Source organism: Streptomyces sp. CB02261 (assembly GCF_001905665.1).
Taxonomy (GTDB): domain Bacteria; phylum Actinomycetota; class Actinomycetes; order Streptomycetales; family Streptomycetaceae; genus Streptomyces.
In genome coordinates, this window is record NZ_LIVX01000007.1 from 405248 (window position 1) to 430272 (window position 25025).

20 protein-coding genes and 1 pseudogene are annotated in these 25025 nt (G+C 72.4%); 12 read left to right on the forward strand and 9 right to left on the reverse strand.

What is annotated here, in order from left to right:
* Positions 1–75: 75 nt before the first annotated feature.
* The gene (locus AMK29_RS24440; RefSeq protein WP_241845678.1) at positions 76–1332 is read right to left on the reverse strand and encodes an ROK family transcriptional regulator; all 1257 of its coding nucleotides are present in this window, start codon (positions 1330–1332) and stop codon (positions 76–78) included.
* A gap of 88 nt (positions 1333–1420) precedes the next feature.
* Positions 1421–2590 (reverse strand): xylose isomerase, encoded by a 1170-nt coding sequence (gene xylA, locus AMK29_RS24445; RefSeq protein WP_073816682.1) that lies wholly within the window; start codon positions 2588–2590, stop codon positions 1421–1423.
* Positions 2591–2795: 205 nt separating this feature from the next.
* On the opposite strand from xylA, the gene xylB reads away from it, so the two are divergent.
* Complete coding sequence (gene xylB / locus AMK29_RS24450; RefSeq protein WP_073817218.1) at positions 2796–4277, forward strand: xylulokinase; 1482 nt, start codon at positions 2796–2798, stop codon at positions 4275–4277.
* Positions 4278–4849: 572 nt separating this feature from the next.
* The gene (locus AMK29_RS24460) at positions 4850–5578 is read left to right on the forward strand and encodes a GntR family transcriptional regulator (protein WP_073817221.1); all 729 of its coding nucleotides are present in this window, start codon (positions 4850–4852) and stop codon (positions 5576–5578) included.
* Between the two features lie 216 nt (positions 5579–5794).
* Here AMK29_RS24460 and AMK29_RS24465 read toward each other — a convergent pair whose 3' ends face one another.
* The 6 genes from AMK29_RS24465 to AMK29_RS24490 form a co-directional block, all read right to left on the reverse strand.
* Positions 5795–7927, reverse strand: coding sequence for a family 20 glycosylhydrolase (locus AMK29_RS24465; RefSeq protein WP_073816688.1), 2133 nt, complete (start codon positions 7925–7927; stop codon positions 5795–5797).
* Positions 7928–8232: 305 nt separating this feature from the next.
* Positions 8233–9246, reverse strand: coding sequence for an ROK family protein (locus AMK29_RS24470; RefSeq protein WP_079197106.1), 1014 nt, complete (start codon positions 9244–9246; stop codon positions 8233–8235).
* A gap of 4 nt (positions 9247–9250) precedes the next feature.
* Positions 9251–10171 (reverse strand): carbohydrate ABC transporter permease, encoded by a 921-nt coding sequence (locus AMK29_RS24475; protein ID WP_079197107.1) that lies wholly within the window; start codon positions 10169–10171, stop codon positions 9251–9253.
* A complete protein-coding gene (locus tag AMK29_RS24480; protein WP_073816696.1) occupies positions 10171–11088 on the reverse strand; it encodes a carbohydrate ABC transporter permease in 918 nt (305 codons plus the stop codon). The genes AMK29_RS24475 and AMK29_RS24480 overlap by 1 nt, the downstream gene beginning before the upstream one ends.
* Before the next feature lie 35 nt (positions 11089–11123).
* Complete coding sequence (locus tag AMK29_RS24485) at positions 11124–12380, reverse strand: extracellular solute-binding protein (RefSeq protein ID WP_073816699.1); 1257 nt, start codon at positions 12378–12380, stop codon at positions 11124–11126.
* A 311-nt stretch (positions 12381–12691) separates the two neighbouring features.
* Positions 12692–13486 carry a DeoR/GlpR family DNA-binding transcription regulator gene (locus AMK29_RS24490; RefSeq protein ID WP_073816702.1) on the reverse strand — a complete coding sequence of 265 codons (795 nt, stop codon included), beginning with the start codon at positions 13484–13486 and terminating at the stop codon, positions 12692–12694.
* Positions 13487–13775: 289 nt separating this feature from the next.
* On the opposite strand from AMK29_RS24490, the gene AMK29_RS24495 reads away from it, so the two are divergent.
* The 8 genes from AMK29_RS24495 to AMK29_RS24530 all read left to right on the forward strand — a co-directional run bounded on the left by AMK29_RS24495 (position 13776) and on the right by AMK29_RS24530 (position 22850).
* Entirely contained in the window at positions 13776–14774 is a 999-nt protein-coding gene (locus AMK29_RS24495) for an ROK family protein (RefSeq protein WP_073816706.1), read from the forward strand.
* Entirely contained in the window at positions 14771–15721 is a 951-nt protein-coding gene (locus AMK29_RS24500; RefSeq protein ID WP_073816709.1) for a 1-phosphofructokinase family hexose kinase, read from the forward strand. The genes AMK29_RS24495 and AMK29_RS24500 overlap by 4 nt, the downstream gene beginning before the upstream one ends.
* Before the next feature lie 140 nt (positions 15722–15861).
* Positions 15862–16833, forward strand: coding sequence for an SIS domain-containing protein (locus tag AMK29_RS24505; RefSeq protein WP_107422680.1), 972 nt, complete (start codon positions 15862–15864; stop codon positions 16831–16833).
* A gap of 95 nt (positions 16834–16928) precedes the next feature.
* On the forward strand, positions 16929–17765 hold the full coding sequence (locus tag AMK29_RS24510) for a class II fructose-bisphosphate aldolase (RefSeq protein WP_073816711.1): 837 nt from the start codon (positions 16929–16931) through the stop codon (positions 17763–17765).
* A gap of 283 nt (positions 17766–18048) precedes the next feature.
* Entirely contained in the window at positions 18049–18960 is a 912-nt protein-coding gene (locus AMK29_RS24515; protein WP_073816714.1) for a LysR family transcriptional regulator, read from the forward strand.
* A gap of 305 nt (positions 18961–19265) precedes the next feature.
* The gene (phnA, locus tag AMK29_RS24520) at positions 19266–20612 is read left to right on the forward strand and encodes a phosphonoacetate hydrolase (protein WP_073816717.1); all 1347 of its coding nucleotides are present in this window, start codon (positions 19266–19268) and stop codon (positions 20610–20612) included.
* Positions 20613–20716: 104 nt separating this feature from the next.
* Positions 20717–22171: an aldehyde dehydrogenase family protein gene (locus tag AMK29_RS24525; protein ID WP_073816721.1), complete on the forward strand. Its 1455-nt coding sequence runs from the start codon at positions 20717–20719 to the stop codon at positions 22169–22171.
* Positions 22172–22211: 40 nt separating this feature from the next.
* A complete protein-coding gene (locus AMK29_RS24530; protein WP_073816724.1) occupies positions 22212–22850 on the forward strand; it encodes a DUF402 domain-containing protein in 639 nt (212 codons plus the stop codon).
* Between the two features lie 29 nt (positions 22851–22879).
* Here the strand turns inward: AMK29_RS24530 and AMK29_RS24535 are convergent, their stop codons facing one another.
* Positions 22880–24073 carry a Gfo/Idh/MocA family protein gene (locus AMK29_RS24535; RefSeq protein WP_198942330.1) on the reverse strand — a complete coding sequence of 398 codons (1194 nt, stop codon included), beginning with the start codon at positions 24071–24073 and terminating at the stop codon, positions 22880–22882.
* Between the two features lie 161 nt (positions 24074–24234).
* Between AMK29_RS24535 and AMK29_RS24540 the strand changes: the two genes are divergently transcribed.
* Both AMK29_RS24540 and AMK29_RS38010 read left to right on the forward strand, forming a co-directional pair.
* Positions 24235–24729 carry a hypothetical protein gene (locus tag AMK29_RS24540; protein WP_079197108.1) on the forward strand — a complete coding sequence of 165 codons (495 nt, stop codon included), beginning with the start codon at positions 24235–24237 and terminating at the stop codon, positions 24727–24729.
* A pseudogene (locus tag AMK29_RS38010) lies at positions 24726–24971 on the forward strand (hypothetical protein); the annotation flags it as partial. The gene AMK29_RS24540 and the pseudogene AMK29_RS38010, both read left to right, overlap by 4 nt.
* Between the last annotated feature and the right edge of the window lie 54 nt (positions 24972–25025).

A 25025-nucleotide genomic window follows, 5' to 3' on the forward strand; every position in this document is an offset into this window, starting at 1 on the left:
GGCGCCGGCGTACGCGCTCCCGCGCTTAGGGCGACGGCGAGAGCTGTGGCACAGCAGCGGCGGCAGCGGTCTCCGTCAGCGTTCCACCCGTCCCGGATCGGCGAAGACCTCCTCCACGATGACTCCGGCCGCGCCCCGGACCGCCGCGGCGAAGCCGAACACGGACCCGGTGACGCGGCAGAGCGCCGCGTCACCGGCCACCACCCGCGCCCGCAGCTCCCTCATCGCGGACGGCAGGAGGTAGGGGGCGACCGCGGCGAAGTACCCGCCGAGGACGATCACCTCCGGGTTGAGGAGGTTCACCGGGATCGACAGACCCGTCCCGAGCCAGCGGCCGATCTCGTCCAGGCCCGCCAGCGTCCGGGGGTCGCCCGAAGCGGCCCTCCGCATCAACTCCGCGGCCTGCTCCTGGGGGTCTCGCCCGGGCCCGCCCTCCTCCCCCTCCGGGAGGAGATCGGGCGCGGCGGTACGGAGCGCCGCGGGCAGCGCCACCTTCGTCTCCAGACAGCCGGTGCGCCCGCAGGCGCACCGCGCCCCGTCCGGGTCGATCTGGACGTGCCCGAGTTCGCCGCTGAAGCCGGAGGCACCGCGCAGCAGTCGCCCGGCGGAGACGATGCCCGCCCCCATGCCCGCCTCGCCCGTGACGTACATGAGGTCCGCGACCCCGGCGTGGGAGTGGTCCCACTCGGCGAGGGCGGCCAGGTTGGCCTCGTTGTCGACGACGACGCCCAGGTCGTCGGGGAGCGCCGCCAGGGTCCGCAGCCGCTCGGCGACCGGGACGTCGTCCCAGTGGAGGTTGGGCGCGGAGTGGACACGGCCGGTCGCCACGGCCACCGGCCCGGGAACGGCCACCCCCACGCCCGCCACCCGGACGCCCGCCCGGCCGGCGTCCTCGATCAGCTCCACGGCGAGGGAGGCGAGGGCCCGGAGCGTCTCCTCGGCGCCGCGGGTCGTCGCGTCGTGCACGAGCCGCCGCTCCTGGAGCGTCCGTCCGGCCAGATCCACCGAGCAGGCGGCGAGGTAACGGGAGTTGACCTCCAGACCCAGGGCGGCCACCGTCCGCCCGTCGAGCTCCAGGTGCCGCCCCGGGCGGCCGACCGAGCCGTCCTGGTGGAAGTCCGCCTCCCGTACGAGCCCGCGCTCGAGCAGCTCGCCCACGAGGCTGGAGACCGTGGCACGGGTCAGCCCGGTGCCCCTGGCCACGGCCGCCCGGGAGGCCGGACCGGAGGAGCGGACCTCGGCCAGGACCAGGGCGAGATTGGCACGCCGCACCGACACCTGGTCCATGGGGCTCCCCTGGACGCGGGTCGGCTTGTCGGCACTCGAGGACACGTGGGACTCCCAGGCTGCGGAAACGGACTCGTCACTACGGCCGATCATGCCCTGCCGGCCGGCCCGCGGCTCCGACGGCCCCGGCCGGTCAGCGCACGCCGAGCAGATGCTCCAGGGCCAGCTGGTCGAGGTGCTCGAAGGCCATGGAGCGCGCCGCCGCGGCGTCGGGGTCGAAGCTCTCGTACGCCGTGGGGTCGGCCAGCAGCCCGGCGAGGCCGTCCGCCGCCGTGGGGACGGCGAGCTCGGGGAGCCGGGAGGCGGCGAGGGCGGCGACGACGTCCGGGTCGGCACGGAAGGCCGCCGCGCGGTCCTTGAGGATCAGGTAGTTCCGCATGCAGTTCTTCGCGGACTCCCACACCCCGTCGAAGCCGTCGGTGCGGACCGGCTTGAAGTCGAAGTGACGCGGACCCTCGTACCCGGCCGTCTCCAGCAGGTCCACCAGCCAGAAGGCCTGGCGCAGGTCGCCCGCGCCGAAGCGGAAGTCCTGGTCGTACTTGATGCCGGACTGGCCGTTGAGGTCGATGTGGAAGAGCTTGCCCGCCCACAGGGCCTGGGCGATGCCGTGCGGGAAGTTGAGGCCCGCCATCTGCTCGTGGCCCGTCTCCGGGTTCACCCCGACGAGCTCCGGGCGCTCCAGGCGCTCGATGAAGGCCAGGGCGTGCCCGATGGTGGGCAGCAGGATGTCGCCGCGCGGCTCGTTCGGCTTGGGCTCGATCGCGAACCGCAGGTCGTAGCCCTGCTCGGTGACGTACTGGCCGAGCAGGTCGAAGGCCTCCTTCATGCGGTCGAGCGCGACCCGCACGTCCTTCGCCGCACCGGACTCGGCGCCCTCCCGGCCGCCCCAGGCGACGTACACCGTGGCGCCGAGCTCGACGGCGAGGTCGATGTTGCGCAGGGTCTTGCGGAGTGCGAAGCGGCGGACGTCGCGGTCGTTGGCGGTGAACCCGCCGTCCTTGAACACGGGGTGGGTGAAGAGGTTCGTCGTCGCCATGGGGACCTTGAGGCCCGTGCGGTCGAGTGCGGCCCTGAACCGCTTCACGGCCGCGTCGCGCTCGGCCTCGGCCGCGCCGAAGGGGATCAGGTCGTCGTCGTGGAACGTGACGCCGTACGCGCCGAGCGCCGCGAGCCGCTCGACCGCCTCGACCGGGTCGAGAGCGGGGCGGGTGGCGTCCCCGAACGGGTCGCGGCCCTGCCAGCCGACGGTCCACAGGCCGAAGGTGAAGCGGTCGTCGGGGGTGGGGGAGAAACGCTCGGACATGGGGTCGCTCCTCGATGCGCTGCTGCGGGGCCAATTTGTTTGACCTCCAAACTAATAGCCCACACGGCAGCGCGGAGCAACCCTCCCTCACCGAGCAGCCCTTCTTGGCCGGTCTCGTTCGGGCGCTTGACGTGCACGGACGGCCCGCCCTCTAATTTGTTCATCCATCGTCCAAAATTCCTCTTCCCGTACGAGGTGCGCAGTGCTGACATCCCCCGTCGTCATCGGCGTGGACAGCTCCACGCAGTCCACGAAGACCCTCGTGGTCGACGCCGACACCGGCAGGGTCCTGGCCGTCGGACGCGCCGCCCACACCGTCCTGGGCGAGGCGGGAGCCCGCGAGACGGACCCGGAGGTCTGGTGGGAGGCGCTGCGCTCCTCCCTGGCCATGGCCCTCGACTCCTCCGGCACCTCGCCGGCGGCCGTGGCCGGCATCGCGGTCGCCGGACAGCAGCACGGCCTCGTGGTCCTCGACACCGAGGGCCGCCCGCTGCGCCCGGCGCTGCTCTGGAACGACACCCGGTCCGCCCCCCAGGCCACGGCGCTGACGCGGGCCCTGGGCGGCCCCGCCGCCTGGCTGGAGCGCACCGGCTCGGTGCCGGTCGCCTCCATGACCGCCACCAAGTGGCAGTGGCTGCGCGAGCACGAACCGGCCACGGCCGAACGGGTCGCCGGGGTGCGCCTGCCCCACGACTTCCTCACCGAGCGTCTCTCCGGGGTGGCGGCCACCGACCCCGGCGACGCCTCGGGTACCTGCTGGTACGACACCACCACCGGTGCCTACGACCCGGCCCTCCTGGACCTGGTCGGACTCGACGCCGCGCGGCTGCCCGTGGTCGCCGCGAGCGGCGCCGAACGGGTCGGCTCGCTGACGAAGGAGGCCGCCGCCTTCCTGGGCCTGCGCCCCGGCATCCCCGTCGCCGCGGGAACCGGCGACAACATGGCGGCGGCCGTCGGACTCGGTCTCGGCGGCGCGGGGCTGCTCGACCACCCCGTGGTGAGCCTGGGGACGTCCGGCACCGTCTTCACCGCCACCCGCGCCCGCCCGGCCGTGGCCGGGCTCGCCGGATTCGCGGCCACGGACGGGGTCCGTCTGCCGCTCGGGTGCACCCTCAACTGCACCCAGGCGGTCGACAAGGTCGCGGGCCTCCTCGGACTCGGGCGGGACGACGCCCGGCCCGGCGGGCACGTGGTCGTGCTCCCGTATCTCGACGGGGAGCGTTCCCCGGACCTGCCGCACGCCTCCGGTCTGCTCACGGGCCTCCGGCACGCCACCACCGCCCACCAGATCCTCGGTGCGGCGTACGAGGGCGCGGTGTTCACGCTGTTGCGGCTCCTGGACGACCTGTTCGCGGCCACAGGTCTCGACCCGCACGCCCCGGACGTGGCCGAGCGGCCCCTGCGGCTGATCGGAGGCGGCGCCAAGGGGGCCGTGTGGGTCGAGACCGTACGCAGGCTCTCCGGGCGCCCGCTCGTGATCCCGGACGGCGAGGAACTGGTCGCCGTGGGGGCCGCCGCCCTCGCGGCGGGCGCCGCGCGGGGCGAGGATCCGGTCGAGGTGGCGGTCCGATGGGGCGCGGGGCGGGGCAGGGAACTTCCCGCGGTACGGCGGGATGTCGACGCGTGGCAGCGGATCGAGGCCGCCCTGGGGGAGGCCTCGGGGCTTCTCGCGGCGGACGGTGGGTGAGGGGACGTGCCGGACTCCGGCCTGAGGCGTCACACCTGTATGGACGCGTTCAGGTGCTTCGCCCGGCGGCTCCCCTCAGGGCGCGGTGTCCCCATCTCCCGTGCCCTGCAGCTCACTTCGAAGAGCCTCCGGCCGTCGCGGTTGATCCAGGTCGCCGCGAGCGTGGGATTCCCGACGGTGGTGTCGGCGACCAGCTTGAGGAAGGTGTGCGGTTCGACGGCGCTGTGGACGAGGTGAGGGCTGGGGACGTTGAGGCCGGGGATCGTGCTGTTGTGCAGTGGGCTGACCGTGTACCGCGGTGCGCAGGGGCGTGCCGTCGGCCGCCGGCGCGGACGCCGGGACGGCGGCGGTCGGCGCGACGGCGACGCCGCCCCCGAGCAACAGCCCTCTGTTGATGCCCCTTTCGGCCACTGGTGGTCTCCCTTGCCTGGACGGTGGCGGAGTGCGTACGAGGGAAAGCTGGCAGCAGTTGTCATCTGGCGCAAGAGCTTATATCTACAAGTTTCCGGGATGTTCCTTCCCGTCGTGAGGGGCCGGGAGTGTGGAGGAGCGAGCCGGGTATGGTCGCCGACATGGCAACCCCTCTGCACCAGTCCATCGCCGCCGAACTGCGTCGGCGCATCCGCCGCGGCGAGATCGAGGTGGGTCAGTCGCTGCCGTCGGAGGCCCAGCTCTGCGAGGAGTTCACCGCGTCCCGGGGGCCCGTGCGACAGGCGCTCGCCGCGCTGCGCGACGAGGGCCTCATCGGCGGCGGGCAGGGGCGGCGGGCCACGGTGCTCGACGCCGTGCCCGCCCAGCCGTTCGAGTCGTTCCTCTCCTTCACCCGTCGTGCGGAGATGACGGGCTACGTGCCGGGGCAGCGGCTCCAGGAGATCGCCCTGCGGCGACCCGAACCGGAGATCGCGGCGGCCCTGGAGATCGATGCCGACGACCTCTCCGTCCAGCTGCTGCGGCTGCGGCTGCTCGACGGACGCCCCGCGATGCTGGAACGCATGACGTACGTCGAGCCCATCGGGCGGCGACTGATCGACGCCGACCTGGACGCGGGCTCCATCTACGCGCTGCTGACGGGACAGGGGGTGGACCTCCACTCGGCGCGGCACACCTTCGACGCCGTGCCCGCCGACACCACCGACGCCCGACTGCTCGACGTGCCCGAGGGGTTCCCGCTGCTGCGGGAGCGCCGGCTGACGACCGACTCGCAGGGCGCGCCGATCGAGTGGTCGGACGACCGCTACCGCTCCGACATCGCCACGGTGACCGTACGGAACACCCGCGGCTCCCGCACCGCCATGCTGTGACGCCTGACGCCTGACGCCTGACGCCTGACGCCCGCCAGCCCACGCCCGCCCGCCTTCCGCTGCTCGCTGTCCGTCGTGCGACCCGGCCGGGAAAGCACACAGCCCCGCTCCGGACGAGCGGGCGGCTCGTCCGGAGCGGGGTGTCCGTGGGGGGCGTTCGGACCCGGGTGAGGGAGCTCGGTCCCAGGTGGGGAGCTCAGTTCCGGGTGGGGGCGGTCAGTCGATCGACCAGCGTTGCAGCGCCGCGCCGGTGTCCGCCTGCTGGGTCACCTTGGCGCCGTCGGTGCCGGACGCCGCGGTGAGCACGAGTCCGGTCGCCACGGAGGCGATGCTGTAGTCGCCCTCGTCGAGCTCGGTGACCTTCCACTGCTGCCCGACCGCGTCCGTGCACGGCCGCTGGACGACGGGGGTGCCGGCCGGCCCGGAGCCTGCGTCCGCGCACATCCCGGACGTCTTGTTGGCCATCGTGTACACGCCGTCGGACCGGCGGGTGAACGTCCACGTCTGGTTGCCGCCGCGGTTCGGCGCCCACAGGATCAGCGCGGTGCCGGAGCTGGTGGAGCCGCCCGGGTTGTCGAGCGCCTTGCCCCCGGTCTCGACGCTGTGCGCGCCCTCCACGACCTTGACCTTGCCGGGCCAGGGGACACCCGGTGCGGCGTGGTAGTCGATCCCGGCCGCGGTCCAGCGCTCGCCGTGCTGGGCCAGACGCTGCCGGAAGCTCCTCCAGTCACGCTCGGACCGGGGGGTCCAGCCGACCTCGGCGAGAGCGGGGAGGCGGGGGAAGCTCATGTAGTCGGTGTAGGCGGAGGGCTCGGGCCAGCGGGTGGCCGGGGTCGGCAGCGCGTTGCTGCCCTCGTAGGCGCGGTCGGCCCACAGGGCGGCCTCGACGCCGGCGATCTGGCCGGCCGGGACGATCGAGCCGGTGCCGTCCATCCTGGCGGTGGCGGTCTCGGGGTCCCACTCGTAGGACCGCTGCACCGGCACGTACCCGGACCAGCTCAGCCCGTAGGGGGTGGACACGTCGTACTTCATGTCCAGGTACGCGTGGTCGGACGGCGACATGACGAACTTGGCGCCCTGGGCGACACCGTTGCGGACGAAGTGGATGCTCTCCGTCTCGTCGTCGGTGCCGATGCTCTCGCGGTCGTCCTCCTCGCCCCAGAACTGCATGAGGCTGCCGGTGGGGATCGTGGCCTGGCCGAGCTGGTGCCAGCCCATCACGGTCTTCTTGTGCGCCGCGGTCTCCGACGTGGCCGCCTTGACGTACGCGGCGTACTGCCCGGTGGTGGCCTGCGGGGTCTCGTCACCGCCGAGGTGGATGTACGGGCCGGGGGTGAGCTCGGCCACCGCGGAGATGACGGTGCTCAGGAACCGGCTCATGTTGGCCGTGTGCCGCTCGTCCTGCAGACAGTAGAGGCTGATGCCGACGTCGAAGCCGGAGTAGGGCGGCTTCGCCTTGTCGTCGCAGTTCAGGTCGGGCACCGAGGCCAGGGCGGCCCGGGTGTGGCCGGGTCCGTCGATCTCCGGGACCACGGTCATGAACCGTGACTTCGCGTGGGCGATGATCTCCTTGTAGTCCGCCGCCGAGTAGAACCAGCCCTGCCCGCCGGTGAATCCGCTCTGCGTGCTGGCGCCCACCTGGGTCAGGCTCGGGATCTCGTCGATGGCGATGCGCCAGCCCTGGTCGTCCGTCAGGTGCAGGTGCAAGGTGTTGATCTTGTACGCGGCCGCCTGGTCGATGAAGCGCTTGACCTGGTCGACGGGGTAGAAGCGGCGGGCGACGTCCAGCATCGCGCCGCGGTACGCGTAGCGGGGCGCGTCGGATATCCGCACGGCGTGGACGCTCCAGGGACCCGGCTGGACGGTGCGCGACTCCACCTCGGCCGGGAGCAGTTGGCGCAGCGTCTGTACACCGCGGAACAGGCCCTCGGCGCCGTGGGCCTGCACGAGGATGCCGTTCTTGCCGGACGTCAGGGTGTAGCCCTCGGCCCCGAGTTCCTCCGGGCCGTTGGGGTCCAGGACGACGGCGTGGTTCACCGTCCGCGGCGGTGTGACGACGGGGAAGGAGTGGCCGGTGGCCGGGGCGAGCCGGTGGGCGAGGTAGGTGCCGACACCCACCGCCGCCGGGTCCTTCGACAGGACGGCGATACGGGTCCGGGCGTCGAACGTGAAGTCCTTGCCCTTCACCACTTCCTGGGAGACCGGCTGCGGCACGAGGGCGAGGGGGGCGGCGGTGGGCTCGGGGGGAGCGGTCGCGGCCTGGGTGACCGTCGCCGGCAGCAGCGGAAGGGTGAGGATGACGGTGGCGAGTGCGGCGAGGCGTCTGCCTCGTCGGTTCAACCAGCGCATGGTTGACTCCTTCGGACGGAAGGGCACAGGGCCGGCCAGAAAGGGGCGGCCAGGAGGGCGCGGTGCGCGCCGGGGACGGCGACGGTGAGGCGCGGTTCTCGGACTCCGGGAGATCGGACCGTTCGTGGTCCGCCCGACGCGATGAGGGACGCGTACCGGCTGTCGATGTCCCGCCGTGTCGTGCGTCGTCGGTGAGGCGCGAGGAGCACGGCGGGCACACAGTGCTTGCTTGCAGTTGCTTCAACTTCGTTCGTTGTGCGCAACTTCAATCAAAAGGTGTCAGGGGGTGAAGGGGGCGTCAAGACCTACCCGGCCGTAGGTTTTCCTCCTTTCAGCGCCATGTCCCGGGCGAGGAAGGCGGCACCCACACAGCCCGCCATGTCACCGAACCGCGCGAGCCGGAGTTCCGGCACGGCGGGGGAGACGAGGCGGCCCGCGAGGGTGTCCCGGAGCGACGCGAGGCGCGACGACCCGGCCCCGGCCGGCTCACCGGCGATGACCACGCGTTCCGGGGCATGGCGGCGGACCTCGGACGCCAGGACGCGGGCCAGCGCGTCCACGGCGTCCGTACAGACGACGCGGGCGTGCGGGTCCCCCGCGTCGGCACGGTGGTAGACCTCGCGGGCTGTCACCCCTCGCCAGCCGGTCATCCGGGCGTACCGCCGGGTGACGGCGGTGGTGGACGCGACGGTCTCCAGGCATCCGTGGCGACCGCAGTGGCAGGGGTCGCCGTCCTCCGGCCGGACCACGACGTGGCCGAGCCCTTCCGTCCGGCCGTGGCCGTCCGGGACGGCCCGGCCGTCGACGACGGGGGCCGCGGCGATGCCGTCGCCCACGGAGAGGTAGAGGAAGTTCCGGCAGTCGACGCCCGCGCCCGCGCGGGCCTCGGCGAGTCCTCCCGTACGCCCGTCGTGGCCGACGGCGACGGGCAGGTCCAGGTGCTCGGCCACCCAGTCCTGGACCGGGATGCCGTGCCATCCGAGGGCGGTGGCGCGGACCGCGCGTCCCGACGCGTCGTCGACGACGCCTGGCAGGGCCACGCCCGCGGCCGCGGGGCGACAGCCTTGGGCGAGCGAGGCCGCGCAGGCGAGGACGCTGTCGACGACGGCGTCGGGTCCCCGCTCGGGACGGGTGAACCAGCGTTCGCTCGCGCGTGGGGAACCGTCGGGGCCGAGGACGCACCCCTGGATGAAGGCGCCTCCCACGTGCAGGGCGATGACGGTCCCGGGGCCCGCGCGCCGGCGTCGTACGGTCGGCGGACGCGGGCGCGCCACCGCCGCCCGCGGTGGCTCCCGCTCCCCTCGTACTGCCGTGTTCACGGTGCTACTTGACGGATCCGGCGGTGAGGCCGGAGACGACCTTCCGCTCGATGAGCGCGAAGAGGATCACGACGGGGACGATGGCGATGACCGAGCCGGCGAACAGGTAGTTCCACTGGACGGTGTAGTTGCCGATGAAGCTGTTGATGCCGACCGTCAGCGGCTGGCTCTCCGGGACGGTGGAGAGGGTCAGGCCCATGACGAACTCGTTCCACGCCGCGATGAAGGTGAAGATCATCGCGGTGACGACCCCCGGCATCGCGAGCGGCAGGGTGATCCGGAGCAGCGCTCCACCCCTGCCCAGGCCGTCGATCATCGCCGACTCCTCGAGTGCCTCCGGGATGGAGGCGAAGTAGGCGGTGAGGATCCAGATCGCGAAGGCCAGGTTGAAGGCCGCGTTGCAGAGGATCAGGGTCCAGACGGAGTTGAGCATGTCCAGCTGGTAGAACTCGCGGTAGAGACCGACGAGCAGCGAGGTCGGCTGGAACATCTGGGTGATGAGCACGAGCAGCAGGAACAGCTTGCGGCCCCGGAACTTCATCCGCGCCGTGTAGTACGCGGCGGGGATGGCGACCAGCAGGACGAGCAGGGTGGAACCGGCCGCGACGAGCAGCGTCACCCGTAGGTTGGCCCCGAGGTGCGACTCGCGCCACACGTCGACGAAGTTCGCCCACTCGAACGAGCTCGGCAGGTAGGTCGCGTCCCGCAGTTCCTCCGCCGGCCGCAGGGCGGTGATCACCATCTCCGCGTACGGCATCAGGAACAGGGCCGCGAGCAGCCAGGCGACGGCGGCGATCAGAAGGGTCCGCGGGCGCAGGGTGCGGGGGGCCCGGGCGACGCCGGGCGACGGAGCGGCCGGGGTGGAGCCGGGCGCCCGGCGGACCCGCCGGGTGGTCCCCGCGGGGTCGAGGGTGTGCTGGGCCATCAGCTCTCCTCCTGGTTCCAGCGGCTGGCCTTGAGGAAGACGACGACCATCACCACGACGAGAGCGAAGTTCACGACGGACATCGCCGCGGACTGGCCGATGTCGGAGTTCTTGAGCTGGTACATGAACACGGTGGTGGTGGCGGTGTCGCTGTCCGGGCCGCCGCGGGTCATGGACCAGATGATGGGGAAGGAGTTGAAGACGTTGATCAGGTTGATGACCATGCCGACGAGCAGCGCGGGGCGCAGCAGCGGCAGGGTGATGCGCAGGTACGTCTGCCGGCTGTTCGTGCCGTCGACCCTGGCGGCCTCGTAGATCTCGCCGGGGATCGTCTGCAGTCCCGCGAGCAGGGTGTACGTGGTGAACGGCAGGGAGACGAAGACGGCGACGAACATCATCCAGGGCCAGGCCGTGGACGGGTCGCCCAGCCAGTCCTCGGGGCCGTCGATGAGGCCGAGGTCGGTCATGACGGTGTTGAGGACGCCGGCGGTCTGGTTGAGCATCCACTTGAAGCCGATGGCGGTCATCACGACCGAGGCGGCCCAGGGCGCGATGAGTGCCCAGCGGGTGACGCGGCGGCCGGGGAAGCTCTGGTTGAAGAGCTGCGCCAGGGCCAGGGAGATCACCATGGTGGCGGTGACCACGACCACCGTCCACACCACGGTGGAGAGGACGACCGAGGGCAGGGACGGCTCTTCGAAGAGCTGCTTGTACTTGTCGAAGCCGGCCGAGCCGCGGACGAACCCGCTGCTGCTGATCTTCAGGAACGAGGTGCGGACCATCTCGTAGACGGGCCAGAGCACGACCAGGGCGATGAGCAGGACGGCCGGGCCGATCCAGGGCAGGGGCCCCAGCCGGGCCAGGCCGCCCCGGCCGCCCTTGCGGCCGGGGCGGGCGGGGGAGGAAGTGCTGGACACGAAGGTGCCTTCCGTGACAGTGCGGTGCGCGGGGGCTACTGGTCGGAGACCGTGTCCTCTGCCTTCTTCTGCAGCTCGCCCAGGACCTTGGCGGGGTCGTTCACCGCGGTACCGCCGCTCTTCTTGATCTCGGCGGAGACGGCGTCCCAGGAGGTGTCGCCCAGCGGGTAGAAGACCGCGTGGGGCAGCAGGGCGAAGAAGGGCTCAAGGTCCTTGTGCTTGCCGTTCCCGGTCATCTCCTTGAGGGTGTCCTCGGTGACCGGCATCAGGTTGTACATCTCGTCGAACTTCAGCGTGTTCTCCTTGGAGTACGCGAAGTCGAGGAACTTCTTGACCTCCTCCTTGTGGCCGCCGTCCTTGAAGGCCATCATCCAGTCGGCGACGCCCAGCGTGGAGGTCAGGGCTCCGGTCTTGCCGGGGATGGGGGCGACGCCGTAGTCGACCTTGCCGTCCTTGGACATCTGGATCAGGGACGGGTGGCCGTTGAGCATCGCGGTCTTGCCGGCGGCGAAGTCCGCGAACGCGGTCTTGCGGTCCGTCGTGGCCGGGTTGGCGTAGGTCAGGCCGGGCCCGACGAGGTTCGTCTTCAGCCAGGTGAACGCCTCGACGTTGGCCGGGCTGTTCAGGGTGTACGTGCCCTTGGCGTCGGTGAAGCCGCCGCCGCTGCCGAGCTCCCATATCAGCGACTCGCCCTGGGCCTCCTCGGGGCCGAGCGGCAGCGCGTAGGGGGTCACGCCGGGCACCTTGGCCTTGATCTTCGCGGCGGCGGCCTTGAGGTCGTCCCAGCTCTTCGGCGCCTCCGCGATCCCGGCCTTGGCGAAGATCGTCTTGTTGTAGAAGAAGGCGCGGGCGGAGGAGACGAACGGGATGCCGTACTGCGTGCCCTCGACCTCGCCGGCCTTGGCGAAGCTGTCGATCAGATTGGCGCGTGTCTTCTCCGACAGCACCTCGTCCGCCTTGTAGAGCAGGTCGTCCGCGACCTTGTCGGCGTAGCCGCCGGTCTGGAGGATGTCCGGCACGTTGCCGCTCTGGATCATCGTCTTGACCTGGGAGTCGATGTCGTTCCAGTTGATGACCTGGACGTCGACCTTGATCTTCGGGTTGGCGGCGGTGAACCGCTGCGCGACGTCCTTCCAGTAGGCCGTCGAGCTGTTCGACGCCTTGTCGCCGTAGTCGGCCGCCACCAGCTTCAGTGTCACGTCGCCGCTCTCCGCAGCGCCTCCACCGCAGGCCGTGAGGGTGAGGGCACCGAGAGCGCTCGTACAAGCCGCCGCGATCAACCGCTTGTTCATGTCAGAACCGCCTTGTCTCCTGACCGGTCGAAGGCGACACGGCCGTGTGGCTGGGAACTGCAGCAGATTCCGGAGCGTGCTCAAACCTGGCTTGTTTACCTGGCGTTCGCTCATTAACGAGCATCTGCTGTGGCCAAAGTAAACATGACGAAGGGCGGGTGAGACTAGGCCCGTTACGTAAAAGATGCATATGTGCCAGGGGTGGCCACGGGTGCGGCATGCTGCCGGGCATGCGAAAGGGCGCCCCCGTCCGGGGGCGCCCTTTCGCATGCCGGGCAGACGCCTGCGGCCGCCGCCGCGGCCTCCGCAGGTCAGACGCTGATGACCTCGATGCCCGCGTCGGTGAGCCGCGCGGCCATGTCGGGGGCGATGCCGGAGTCCGTGACGAGCACGTCGATCCGGTCCAGGCCGCAGATCCTGGCGAAGGCGCGCTTGCCCATCTTGGACGAGTCCGTCACGAGGACGACCTGCCGGGCGCGCTCCGCCAGGAGCCTGCTGATGCCGGCCTCGTCCTCGTGGTGGGTCATCACGCCGAGCTCCGGGTCCACGCCGTCGACACCGAGGACGGCGACATCGAGCACCACCTGGTTCAGGACCCCCTGGGTCAGCGGCCCCACGAGCTCGTAGGTCTGGGGCCGTGCCACGCCGCCGGTCACCACGATCTTGAACTGCGGCCGGACCGCCAGCTCGCTCGCGATGTTCAGGGCGTTGGTGACGACGGTGAACATCGGGCCGGACGTGCTCTCCCGCTCCGCCGCGCCGCCCGCCCGGAGGGTCATGGCCCGCGCCACCTCGGTGGTGGTGGTGCCGCCGTTGAGCCCCACGACATCCCCCGGGGTCAGCAGCTCCGCCACGGCGCTCGCGATGCGCTGCTTCTCCGACACCTGCCGCGAGGACTTGTAGCGCAGCGGCAGTTCGTACGAGACGCCGTGCGCGATGGCCCCGCCGCGCGTGCGGACGAGCAGTTGCTGCTCGGCCAGTTCGTCGAGGTCGCGCCGTATCGTCGCCGGCGAGACGTTCATCGTGGCGGCCGCGCTCTCGACCTCCAGCCTGCCGTCGACCGCGAGCAGCTCCAGCAGCTTGCTCCATCGCTCCTGCTTGGACATGCGCCGCTTCCCCTCCGTGCCCTGGAACTCCGAATGTCGCGCGCAGAGGGGTGGGGACCGCCTGTGTGACCGGTCGGCCGGTCCCTCGAAAGACCTGCGCGGAGCTGATCGTAACGCCGGGGACCGCGCACCGCGCAGGTGGGGCGCAACGCGCGTCGATCGGACCGTGGCCTGGGAGCCCTGGACGGGAGGGGCCCTGTCGCGTGATACTCCACTCACGCAAACTGCTGGAAGTTGCTTGTTAGTCATATCTATCGAGCAGATTCGATCATCGAGAGGTTCGATACTCATGGACAGCGGCCCGGCCCTGGCCGGAAGCACCCCACCACCCGCCCACGCCCCGGGGTGCGTGGTCGGACTCGACGTCGGCGGCACCGGAATGAAGGGTGCCCTCCTCGACCACGCCATGCGGTCGCTGGAAACGGTGCGGCGGCCGACACCGCGCGCCGACGGGCCGCTCGCCGTCGTCGACGCCATCACCGACACCCTGCTCACCCTGACCGCCCTGGCCGCCGAGCGGGACCTGCCGGTCCACCACGCCGGTGTCGTGGTGCCCGGCATCGTCGACGAGGGCCTGCAACGGGCCGTGTGGTCGGCGAACATCGGCTGGCGCGATCTCCCGCTCGCCGCGCTCCTGACGGAACGCACCGGGCTGCGCGTCACCCTGGGCCACGACGTACGTGCCGGCGGCCTGGCGGAACGGGCCTTCGGGGCCGCCCGCGGCGCACGGAACGTGCTCTTCGTGGCCATCGGCACCGGCATCGCGGCCGCCCTCGTCTGCGACGGCGAACCGGTCAGCTCCGGCGGCTACGCCGGTGAACTCGGCCATGTCGTCGTGGAACCCGGAGGGCGTCCGTGCGCGTGCGGCGGCACGGGCTGTCTGGAGACCGTGGCATCCGCCACCGCCGTCGCCGCCGCGTACGCCGAACGCGCGGGGCGGCCGGTGGCCGGCGCCGCCGACGTCGCGGCCCTGGCCGCCGATGACGACCCCCTGGCGCGAGCCGTGTGGCAGCGGGCGGCCGACGGGCTCGCCGACGCGCTGGCGACCGCCACCAGCATGCTGGCACCGGAGTCGATCGTTCTCGGGGGCGGTCTCGCCGAAGCCGGCGACCTCCTGCTCGACCCCGTGCGGGCCGGCCTCGAACGACGGCTCACGTTCCAGCGTCCACCCGCACTCGTCCGGGCCGAGCTGGGGGACTGGGCCGGGTGCCTCGGCGCGGGCCTCGCCGGCTGGCGCGCCACCGGGCACGCCCCCGCGAACCGGCGGACAGGAGTACCCGCGCCATGATCCTCACCGTCACCCTCAACACCGCCCTCGACGTCACCTGGGGCGTCGAGAGCCTGCGGCCCCGCACCTCGCACCGGGTCGACACCGCGTACGAACGGGCGGGCGGCAAGGGAGTGAACGTCGCCCGCGTCCTGACGTCCCTCGGGCAACTCCCTCTGGCGACGGGCCTCGTCGGCGGACCCACCGGCCGTCTGATCCGCGCGGAGTTGCGCGCCGCGGGCGTCCGGGAGGCGTTCCTCGACATCGCGGGCGACTCCCGGCGCACCCTCGCCGTCGTCTCGCGCGACGACGGCGACGCCACCGTCTTCAACGGGCGGGGGCCGCACGTGGATCCCGCCGAATGGGAGCTCTTCCGCCGGCATTACGCCTCGCTGCTCACGGACGCGCGCGTGGTCGTCCTGAGCGGCAGCCTCCCGCCGGGGGTGCCGGCCGACGCGTACGCGGGGCTGATCCGCACGGCCGCGGCGGCGGGCGTGGCCACGGTGCTCGACGCGAGCGGCCCCGCCCTCGTCGAGGCTCTGGCGGCCCGCCCCGACGTGATCAAGCCCAACGCCGACGAGATCACGGCGGCGACCGGACACGACGACCTCCCGGCCGCCGCCGCGGCCCTGCGGGCGCTCGGCGCCGGCGCGGTCGTCGCGTCGGCCGGCGCCGACGGCCTGTACGCGATCACGCCGGAGGGCACCTGGCGGGCGGCGCCCCCGGAGCGGCTCGCCGGCAATCCGACAGGCGCGGGCGACGCGTGTGTGGCCGCGATCGCGGCCGGCCTCGCCGCCGGCTGCCCCTGGCCCGAGATCCTGCGCCAGGCGGTGGCCCTGTCCGCCGCCGCGGTTCCCTGCCCGGTCGCGGGTGACGTCGACACCGCGGTCCATCGACGGCTTCTCCCTCGCGTCACCGTGGTGGAGGACTCCGCCGACTGCGCGTCACCCCCCAAGTCTGCTCGCTGATGCTTGTTACTCACGACTTTCGCGCAATAATTGACACCCACGGTGGATGTGACGCAGCATGCTGAGGGATTCGCCTCTGCCCGGCACCTCCCCTCCTCTGCAGCGCCCCGTCATCGCCCTTCCGAGCGCAAGGACTTCGCGTGATCACCCACGAAACCTCCAGGACTTCCGTCGAGATCGCCTCCCAGCCCGAGACCTGGACGCGGGCGGCCCGATCCGTCGCCTCGTTCACCGCCGTCCTCCCCCGGCGCGGCGAGCGCGTCGCCGTGATCGGCTGCGGCACCTCCTGGTTCATGGCCCACGCCTACGCGCAGCTCCGCGAGAGCGGCGGCCACGGCGAGACCGACGCGTTCGCCGCCTCCGAGTTCCCGGCCGACCGCCGCTACGACCGGATCCTGGCCATCACCCGCTCCGGCACCACCACCGAGGTCCTGGACCTCCTCGCGAAGGTCCGGGGCACCGTCGCGACCTCCGCCCTCACCGCGGACCCGTCGACGCCCGTCATGACGGCCGCCGACGCCGTCGCCGTACTCGACTTCGCCGACGAACAGTCGGTCGTGCAGACCCGGTTCGCGACCACCGCGCTGGTCCTGCTCCGCGCGCACCTGGAGGCCGAGCAGGCACTGCCGGCCGGCGTACGGCCGCTCGCGCAGGCCGTCGAGGACGCGCGGCGCGCCCTCGCCCTCCCGCTGAGCCCCGAGGTGACCGGCGCCGAACAGTTCACGTTCCTCGGCACGGGCTGGACGTACGGGCTCGCCCTCGAAGCGGGCCTGAAGATGCGCGAGGCCGCCGGAGCGTGGACGGAGGCGTACCCGGCCATGGAGTACCGCCACGGCCCGATCAGCATCACCGGCCCCGGCCGCGTCGCCTGGCTCTTCGGCCCCGCGCCGGACGGCCTCGCCGACGACATCGCGCGGGTCGGCGGGCGTCTCGTCTCCCTCTCCGCCGACGAGACGTCCCTCACGGCCGACGGGGCCGGCGGCCTCGACCCGCTCGCCGACCTGATCGTCGCCCAGCGCCTCGCCGTGATCCTCGCCGAAGCCCGCGGCTACGACCCCGACCGCCCCCGCAACCTCAGCCGTTCCGTGATCCTCGCCACCGAATCCGCGTGAGCCGCACCGGATCCGCGTAAGCCGCGCTCCTCCGCCCACGAGGCCGGCACCGGCGCCACAGCCGGTGTGCCACCACCGCATAGGGGAAGACCTTCATGCCCTTGACGTCCACCGACGACATCGTCGGCCCCGCACACGCCGCCCGTCGCGGGGTCGGCGCGTTCAACGTCGTACAGATCGAACACGCCGAGGCCATCGTCGCCGGAGCCGAGCGGGCGGCGCTGCCCGTCATCCTCCAGATCAGCGAGAACACCGCCCGCTACCACGGCGGGCTCGCCCCCATCGGGCTCGCCTCCCTCGCCCTCGCCCGTGCCGCCTCCGTGCCGGTCGCGGTCCACCTGGACCACGCCGAGTCCGCGGACCTGGTCACGGAGGCCGTCGAACTCGGCTTCACGTCCGTCATGTTCGACGCGTCCAAGCTGCCCTACGACGACAACGTCGCCGCGACCCGGGTCGTCACCGAGCGCTGCCACCGCGCCGACGTCTGGGTCGAGGCGGAGCTGGGCGAGGTCGGCGGCAAGGACGGCGCCCACGCCCCCGGCGTCCGCACCGACCCCGAGGAGGCCCGCGCGTTCGCCGCCGCGACGGCCGTCGACGCGCTGGCCGTCGCCGTCGGCAGCTCGCACGCCATGCTCAGCCGCGACGCCGTCCTCGACTTCGACCTCATCGCCCGGCTGCGGGACACGCTCGACGTACCCCTCGTGCTGCACGGATCCTCGGGCGTCGACGACGCCGACCTCGCCAAGGCCGTCGCGGCGGGCATGACGAAGGTCAACATCTCCACCCACCTCAACAAGATCTTCACCCGCACCGTGCGCGAACACCTGGAGGCGTCCCCCGGCGTCGCCGACCCACGCCGCTACCTCGGCCCGGCCCGGGACGCCGTCGCGGCCGAGGTGGCCCGACTGCTCACCGTCCTCGCGGGCCCCTGACCGGGCGTTCCGCCCGTTCACCCCCCACGACAGGCCGGTCGGATGACCGGCCTGTCGTCGACGCGTTCGCGAGGAGGCCGTGCCGGGGGGAAGGCCGCCGTCCGGGCCGCCCTACGCGCGTTCGGCGGCGTCTCGCCGGACACCGCGAGCACGACACGGGCCCCGTGCCCGCGGGCCGACGAAAGCAGGGGGAGGGGGCGGGGCGCGGCAGGGCCGCTGGTGCCGGGCGCGGCTATCGGCTATGACTGCCCTGACCCGCCCTCGTACGTCTGGAACGCGTCTCGTGACCCTGGACCTGCACCGCTTGTGGATCTTCCTGCACGTCATCGAGCAGCAGGGGTTCTCCGCCGCCGCCCAGAAGCTGTTCATGAGCCAGCCGTCCGTCTCCAACCAGGTGCGGAAGCTGGAGGAATCCCTGCGGATCACGCTCATCGACCGGTCGAGCGCCAGGATCAGGCCCACGGCCGAGGGCGAGCTGCTCGCCGAGTACGCGAGCCGCGTCTTCCTCCTCGCCGACGAGGCGGTCTCCGCCGTCCAGCAGCTCAGCGGCCTGCAGACGGGGCGGCTCGTGGTCGGCGGCTCGACCACCGTCGGCACCTACCTGCTGCCGGACCTGCTGGCGGAGTACCGCGAGCGGCACCCCGGCATCGAGAGCCACGTCCTCGTCGGGAACAACTCCACCGTGACCCAGTACCTCATGAACGGGGAGGTGGGCGTCGCGGTCGTGGCCGGCACCCCCGGGGAAGCGCGCCTCGTGGGCGAGCCCGTCCTCGAGGACCGCATGGTGCTCGTCGCCCCGCCCGGCCACCCCCTCGACGGCCGCGGCCCCGTCACGGGCGAGATGCTCGCCGGCGAACGGATCGTCCTCCGGGAGCCCGGCTCCCAGACCCGCTCGGTACAGGAACTGACCCTGGCCGGATGGGGCGTCGAAGCCCCGCCCCACACCGACGCGTGGGGCCCGGAGGTCCTCAAGAGGTGCGTTCGGGCCGGTCTCGGCATCTCCCTCGTCTCCGAACACGCCGTCGCCGACGAACTCCTGGCGGGCACCCTCGTCGTCCTGCCGACGGAGCAGCCGACGGAACCCCGGGTCGTCTCGCTGGTACGCCGCCGCGACCGCATCCTCTCCCCGGCCGAGAACGCCTTCATGGAGCTCGTCCGGGAACAGCGGAGCTGGCCCGGCGCGACCCGCGCCTAGGTCGTGTCCGGAAAGTCCCGCCTGGCTCGCGACGCCTGACGCGCGCCCCCGCCGACCGTCAGTACGGGATGCAGGCGGTACGCCACTCGGTGCAGAAGTCCCCCATCTGCGGCCCGCACTCGGCGGGGCGCTGTTCGCGAATCACCCGCATACGCCCTCGCTATGGCGCGCCCGGCGGCAGGCCGGGGGGAGCAGGTCACGGCCTCCCGAATACTCCTCATAGCCGAATCGGGGGTTCCTCCTCCGCCGCCGGGACCGCAGGCTCGTCTGCAGGTACCACCCGAGCGAGGCATCGAGGAGCAGGCGTGACGGCAGAGACGTTCACAGTCAACGGCAGGACCTACACCAGGCCTTCGGGGCCGGTGGTGGTGATCTGCGTCGACGGCAGTGAGCCCGACTACCACCTCGAGGCGATGGCCGCGGGGAGGATGCCGTGGCTGAGCAAGGTCCTGGAGGGTGAGGGGACGTCGTGGCCGGCGCACTGTGCGATGCCGGCGCTGACCAATCCGAACAACGTGTCGATCGCGACGGGCCGGCCGCCGAGCGTGCACGGGATCAGCGGCAACTACATCTTCGACACCGGGCTGGGTGAGGAGGTGCTGATGAACGACAAGCGTTTCCTGCGGGCGCCGACGGTGTTCGCCGCGGCGAACGAGGCGGGTCTGGACGTGGTCGTGGTGACGGCGAAGGACAAGCTGCGCCGGCTGCTGGGGGCGGGTCTGGTGGAGGAGGGTCCGGCGCTGGACGGTTCGGACCGGTTCGTGGCTCCGTCGCGGCGCGGGATCTGTTTCTCGGCGGAGAAGGCCGACACCGCGACGGTGGAGGACAACGGGATCGGCGACGTGCTGGAGTTGGTGGGCCGGCCGCTGCCGAGTGTGTACTCGGCCGATCTGAGTGTGTTCGCGCTGGCGGCGGGGGTGCGGATCCTGGAGACGCGGGGCGCGGACCTGATGTTCCTGTCGCTGACGGACTACATCCAGCACAAGAACGCACCGGGGACGGAGGCGGCGAACGATCTGTACGAGCAGATCGACCACTACGCGGGGAAGCTGGCCGAGCTCGGTGCGACGGTCGTGCTCACCGCCGATCACGGGATGAGCGCGAAGACCGACGAGGAGGGTGTCGCGCGGGTGATCTACGTGGAGGAGGAGGTCCGCCGGATCCTGGGCCTCGGTGCGGACGCCGCGGCGGAGGGTCTGCGGGTGATCCTGCCGATCACCGACCCGTACACGGTGCACCACGGTGCGCTGGGGTCGTTCGCGAGCGTGTATCTGCCCGAGCGGGCGGACCGGGCGACGGTGATCGCGGAACTCGCGGATCTGGCGGGCGTGCAGGAGGTGCACGGCCGGGAGGAGGCCGCCGAACGCTTCGCGCTGCCGGCCGACCGTATCGGCGACATCGTGGTCCTGGCCGAGGCGGGTACGGCGCTGGGCCGGTTCGCGGCCTGGCACGATCTGAGCGGTCTGGACGCGCCGCTGCGCTCGCACGGCGCGCTGGGCGAGCTGCAGATCCCGTTCCTGGTCAACCGGCGTCTGCCGGAGCCGGAACCGCTCGACAGCCCCTTCGGTGACCTCGCCCGGATCCACAACTACGACGCCTTCTGGGTCGCCACCACACTCGCCGCCCGCGAGGAGTCCCAGCACGCCGTCTGACACCCGCCGACAGCCGCCGCCACCCCCTCCGGCGGCGGCACGGCCCCCGGCCGCCCTCACCGTCCGACGGCCGCACCGGCAGAACCTCATCCAAGGAGTTCCTCATGGCAGAGCCGCGCCCTGAACACCTCCTCAACCACATCGACGGTGCGTGGGTGCCGTCCTCGACCGGCGCGGTCCGCGCCGACCTCAACCCGGCCGACACCGACGACGTCATCGGCGAGTTCGCCGAATCGAGCGCCAAGGACGCCACCGCAGCCGTCGACGCCGCCGCGACCGCACAGAGCGCCTGGGACGCACTCGGCCCCATCGAACGCGCCACCCACCTCACCCGCGCGGCCCGCCTCATCGAAGACCGCGCCGAACTGTTCGCCCAGGCCATCACCCGCGAACAGGGCAAACGCCTGCCCGAAGCCCGCGGCGAGGTCACCCGCTCCCTGGCCATCCTCGACTTCACGATCGGTGAAGCCCGCCGCATCAACGGCGTCACCACCCCCGCCGAGGAACCCCGGACCCTCGCGATGACCTTCCGCCGCCCCCTGGGCGTCGTGGGCCTCATCACCCCCTGGAACTTCCCCGTCGCCATCCCCATGTGGAAGGTCGCCCCCGCCCTCGTCGCCGGCTGCACCGCCGTCCTCAAACCCTCCCCCCTCACCCCCTGGACCTCCGCCCTCCTCGTCCAGGCCTTCACCGACGCCGGCCTGCCCCCGGGTGTCCTCAACCTCCTCCAGGGCGACCGCGACCCCGGCGAAGCACTCGTCGCCGACCCCCGCGTCGCCGGCATCTCCTTCACCGGCTCCCTCCCCGTCGGCCAGGCCATCAACCAAGCCGGCGCCCACCGCCTCCTGCGCACCCAGCTCGAACTCGGCGGCAAGAACGCCCTCATCGTCCTCGCCGACGCCGACCTCGACGCCGCGGCCGACGCCATCGTCCACGGCGCGTTCGGCCAGAGCGGCCAGCGCTGCAGCGCCACCAGCCGCGTCATCGTCGACCGCGCCGTCCGCGACCGACTCCTCGAACGCCTCGTCCCCCGCGTGCGGGCGATGCGGATCGGCCCCGGCGACCAGGACGGAGCCGACATCGGCCCCGTCGTCAACGCCGAACGCATGCAGGCCTGCCTCGACGCCGTCGACACCGCCCTCGCCGCCGGCGCCACCCTCGCCTGCGGCGGCGGCACCGCCGCACTCGACACCCCCGGCTACTTCGTCAACCCCACCATCCTCACCGACGTCGCCCGGGACAGCCACATCGCCCAGGAAGAGGTCTTCGGCCCCGTCCTGTCCGTCATCGACTGCGACGGCTACGACGACGCCATGCGCATCTCCAACTCCGTCAAGTACGGCATGTCCGGCACCATCTTCACCCAGCACCCCTCCCACATGTTCCAGGCCCTGCACGACTTCCAGGCCGGCATGCTCCACGTCAACCGCCCCGGCGTCGGCGCCTACTCCCACCTGCCCCACATGGGCGCCAAGGCCTCCCAGCTCGGCGCACCCGAATGCTCCCCCGACGTCTGGGACTTCTACACCGACCTCCGCTCCGCCTGCATCCGCTACTGATCTGCCGAAGCGGCTCCCCGGAGAACGGAAAGGCGCAGCAGTGGTGTTCGCCGTCGGAGCGACCGTCGTACGCCGGGGCCTGTACCCGGACGGCAGGGTCGCCTACGCGCAGTGCGGCCGGGTCGTCTCCGACGACGAACGGGGGCTGCTGACCTGGGTGGCGGCGGGCTCCACCACCATGCGGCGGGCCGCGCTCGACGGCACGCCCACGCGGTCCTGGCCGAGGTACACCGCGATGGGCGTGCCGACCGTCCTCACCCCGGCCACCTGGGAGCCGTACAGCACGCTGATGCTCACCCGGCCCGGCGTACGGCACTCCGTGTGGTGGTCGTTCGACCGGGACGGGCACTTCGTCGGCTGGTACGTCAACCTGGAGGAGGACGCCGGGAGATGGGCCGGGGGCACGGACCACGTGGACCATGCCCTCGACCTGCTGATCGCGCCCGACCGGACGACATGGCGGTGGAAGGACGAGGACGAGTTCGCCGACCTCACCGGGCACCCCGGTTTCTGGGACGACGCCGGGGCCTCCGCCGTCCGCGCGGAGGGGAAGCGGATGGCGGCCCGCGCCGCGGCGGGCGCGTTCCCCTTCGACGGAACCTGGCGCGACTTCCGGCCCGATCCGCAGTGGGAACCGAGCACACTGCCCGCGACCTGGGACCTGCCCTCCGCCCCCTGACCCGCAACCCCCCAGGGGCCCCGCACCCCTTAAGGGGCGAGCGGGCCGGCCACCTCGTTGTCCACCGCGGCGGCCCAGGCTTCCCGGCCGGTGGTGACGGCCGAGCGGTCCCGGGCCGCGGCGTGGATGGCGAGGGACAGCAGGTGGTCCTGGCAGGCGTGCGCCAGCGGGTAGGGCGCCGGGCCCTGGCCGCGTCGCCACATCGCCGTACGCTCCAGGCAGGTGGCGATGGCGATCTCCTCGTCGGACAGCCGCGCCCCGCGGTAGGGGTTCCGGTACAGCACGTGGCCGGCCCAGGTCAGGGTGTCCAGGTCGGCGCCCTCCAGGTCGCCGTCCCACCCGGTCTGGCGGCGGTGGACGGGGGCGCTGTGGACGGTGCCGTCGTCGTCGGCCCAGGTGACCTGGCCGCCCACGACCTCCCCGTGGCTTCCCCGCAGGATCAGCTGGCTCCGGCGCAAGGGGTGGAACCACTGCGTGTCCGTGAAGTCGTAGACGGCGGTGACTCCCCGGGATTCGAGGACCGCGAGGGTGTGCGCTGCCCGCCGTACCCGCGGGTCGGTGGGACGGCCGCCACGCCCCGGCCCCTCCAGGAGCGGCCCCTCGGTGCGGAAGGCCGTCACCCGGGCGGGCTCGGCCTCCAGCCGCAGGAAGGAGCGTGCGAGCGCCATGGCGTGGTAGTCGTGCGTCCACGACACGTGCACCGACGTCAGTTCCCCGAGGGCGTCCCGCAGGACCGGGGCCCGGAGCGCGGTCATGATCGGCAGGTACGGGTTCTGCTCGGCGACCTGGACCAGCCCGCTGTCCCCGACGGAGGCCCACAGCTCCCGCAGTCCTTCCCCATCCCGCGCCGGCGGCGTCTCCGACAGCACCGGGAGCCCGAGCGAGACCAGTTCGCGCACCACGGCCGGATTGACGGCCCGGGGGACCGAGGTCACCACGACCTCCGGGTCACAGGCCGCCGCCAGGTCCTTCGGGGAGCGGTACGTCGGGACACCCCACTCCCGCTCAAGCCGGGCACCGGCGTCCGCGTCACGCGTCACGACGCCGAGGCACCGGAACCGTTCGGGCACCAGCCGGGCCACACGGAGATAGAAGTCGGCGCGCCAGCCGCGGCCGACGATCGCGAACTCCACCGGAACGGGCGACGCCGACCCCGCTTCCCGCGCCGCGGCGCTCGTGACCGCCCCGTCGGTCGTCTCCCCGCTCATGATCGCCTCGCTCATGGTCGCCTCCCTCGTGGTCACGCGCCGTGGTCGCCCCTCCCGACCGGGGGACAGGGACGTCGGTCCGCCGATCCGGCCCGCCGGGGACCCCGTAGGGGAAACGCCCGAACGGCGCTGCGGTGCGCCGTCCCCGGCGCCGGGTGTCAGGCTAAGACTGGACCATGCGTGACACACGAGGCATCGGCCGGGTCCCGGCGGGGTTCCCTCGCGGCCCGCGGAGCGTCGCCGGACAGGTGTTCCTGCTGCAGTTGCTGGTGGGCGTCCTCCTCGTGGCGGTGACAGCGGCCGCGTTCGTGTTCGAGGCACGGCAGCGGGCGACGAAGGACGCGTACGGCCGGTCCCTCGCCGTGGCCGAGACCTTCGCGAACGCTCCGGGGACGAAGGCCGCCATGCGCTCCGCGGACCCCACCGCTCTGCTGCAGCCGAGCGCCGAGGCGGTCCGCAGGACGGCGGACGTCACCTACGTCGTCGCGTTCGACCCCCAGGGCATCCGCTGGAGCCACCCCGACCCCTCCCTGATCGGCGGTCACGTCTCCGGCGCCTTCTCGCCGGCGTTCTCCGGTGAGCCCTTCCAGGAGACCTTCGAGAGCACCAGGTTCGGCCGGGCCGTGGACACGACGGTCGCCGTGTTCGACACGGCCGACCGGCCCACCTGATCCACGACCACGCCGTCCTCGTCGGCAGCAGCACCGCGCCGCATCTGCGACGGGCGGAGATCAGCGACGAAGGCGGACGCGGGCTGTTCCTCGTCGCCCAGTTCGCCGACCGCTGAAGGACGCGCCGCCTGGCCCGCGGAAAGATCATCTGGACCGAGCAGGCCCTGTCGGGCCCCGCCGAGCCCCCGGCCGTCCAGGACGACGAGGCCCTCCTGGACCAGTGGGACGACGACGGCCTGTGAGCCGTCCCCGCGCCTCCCTCTAGGATGTCGGCCGCGCGAGGTCACACGGGGTTG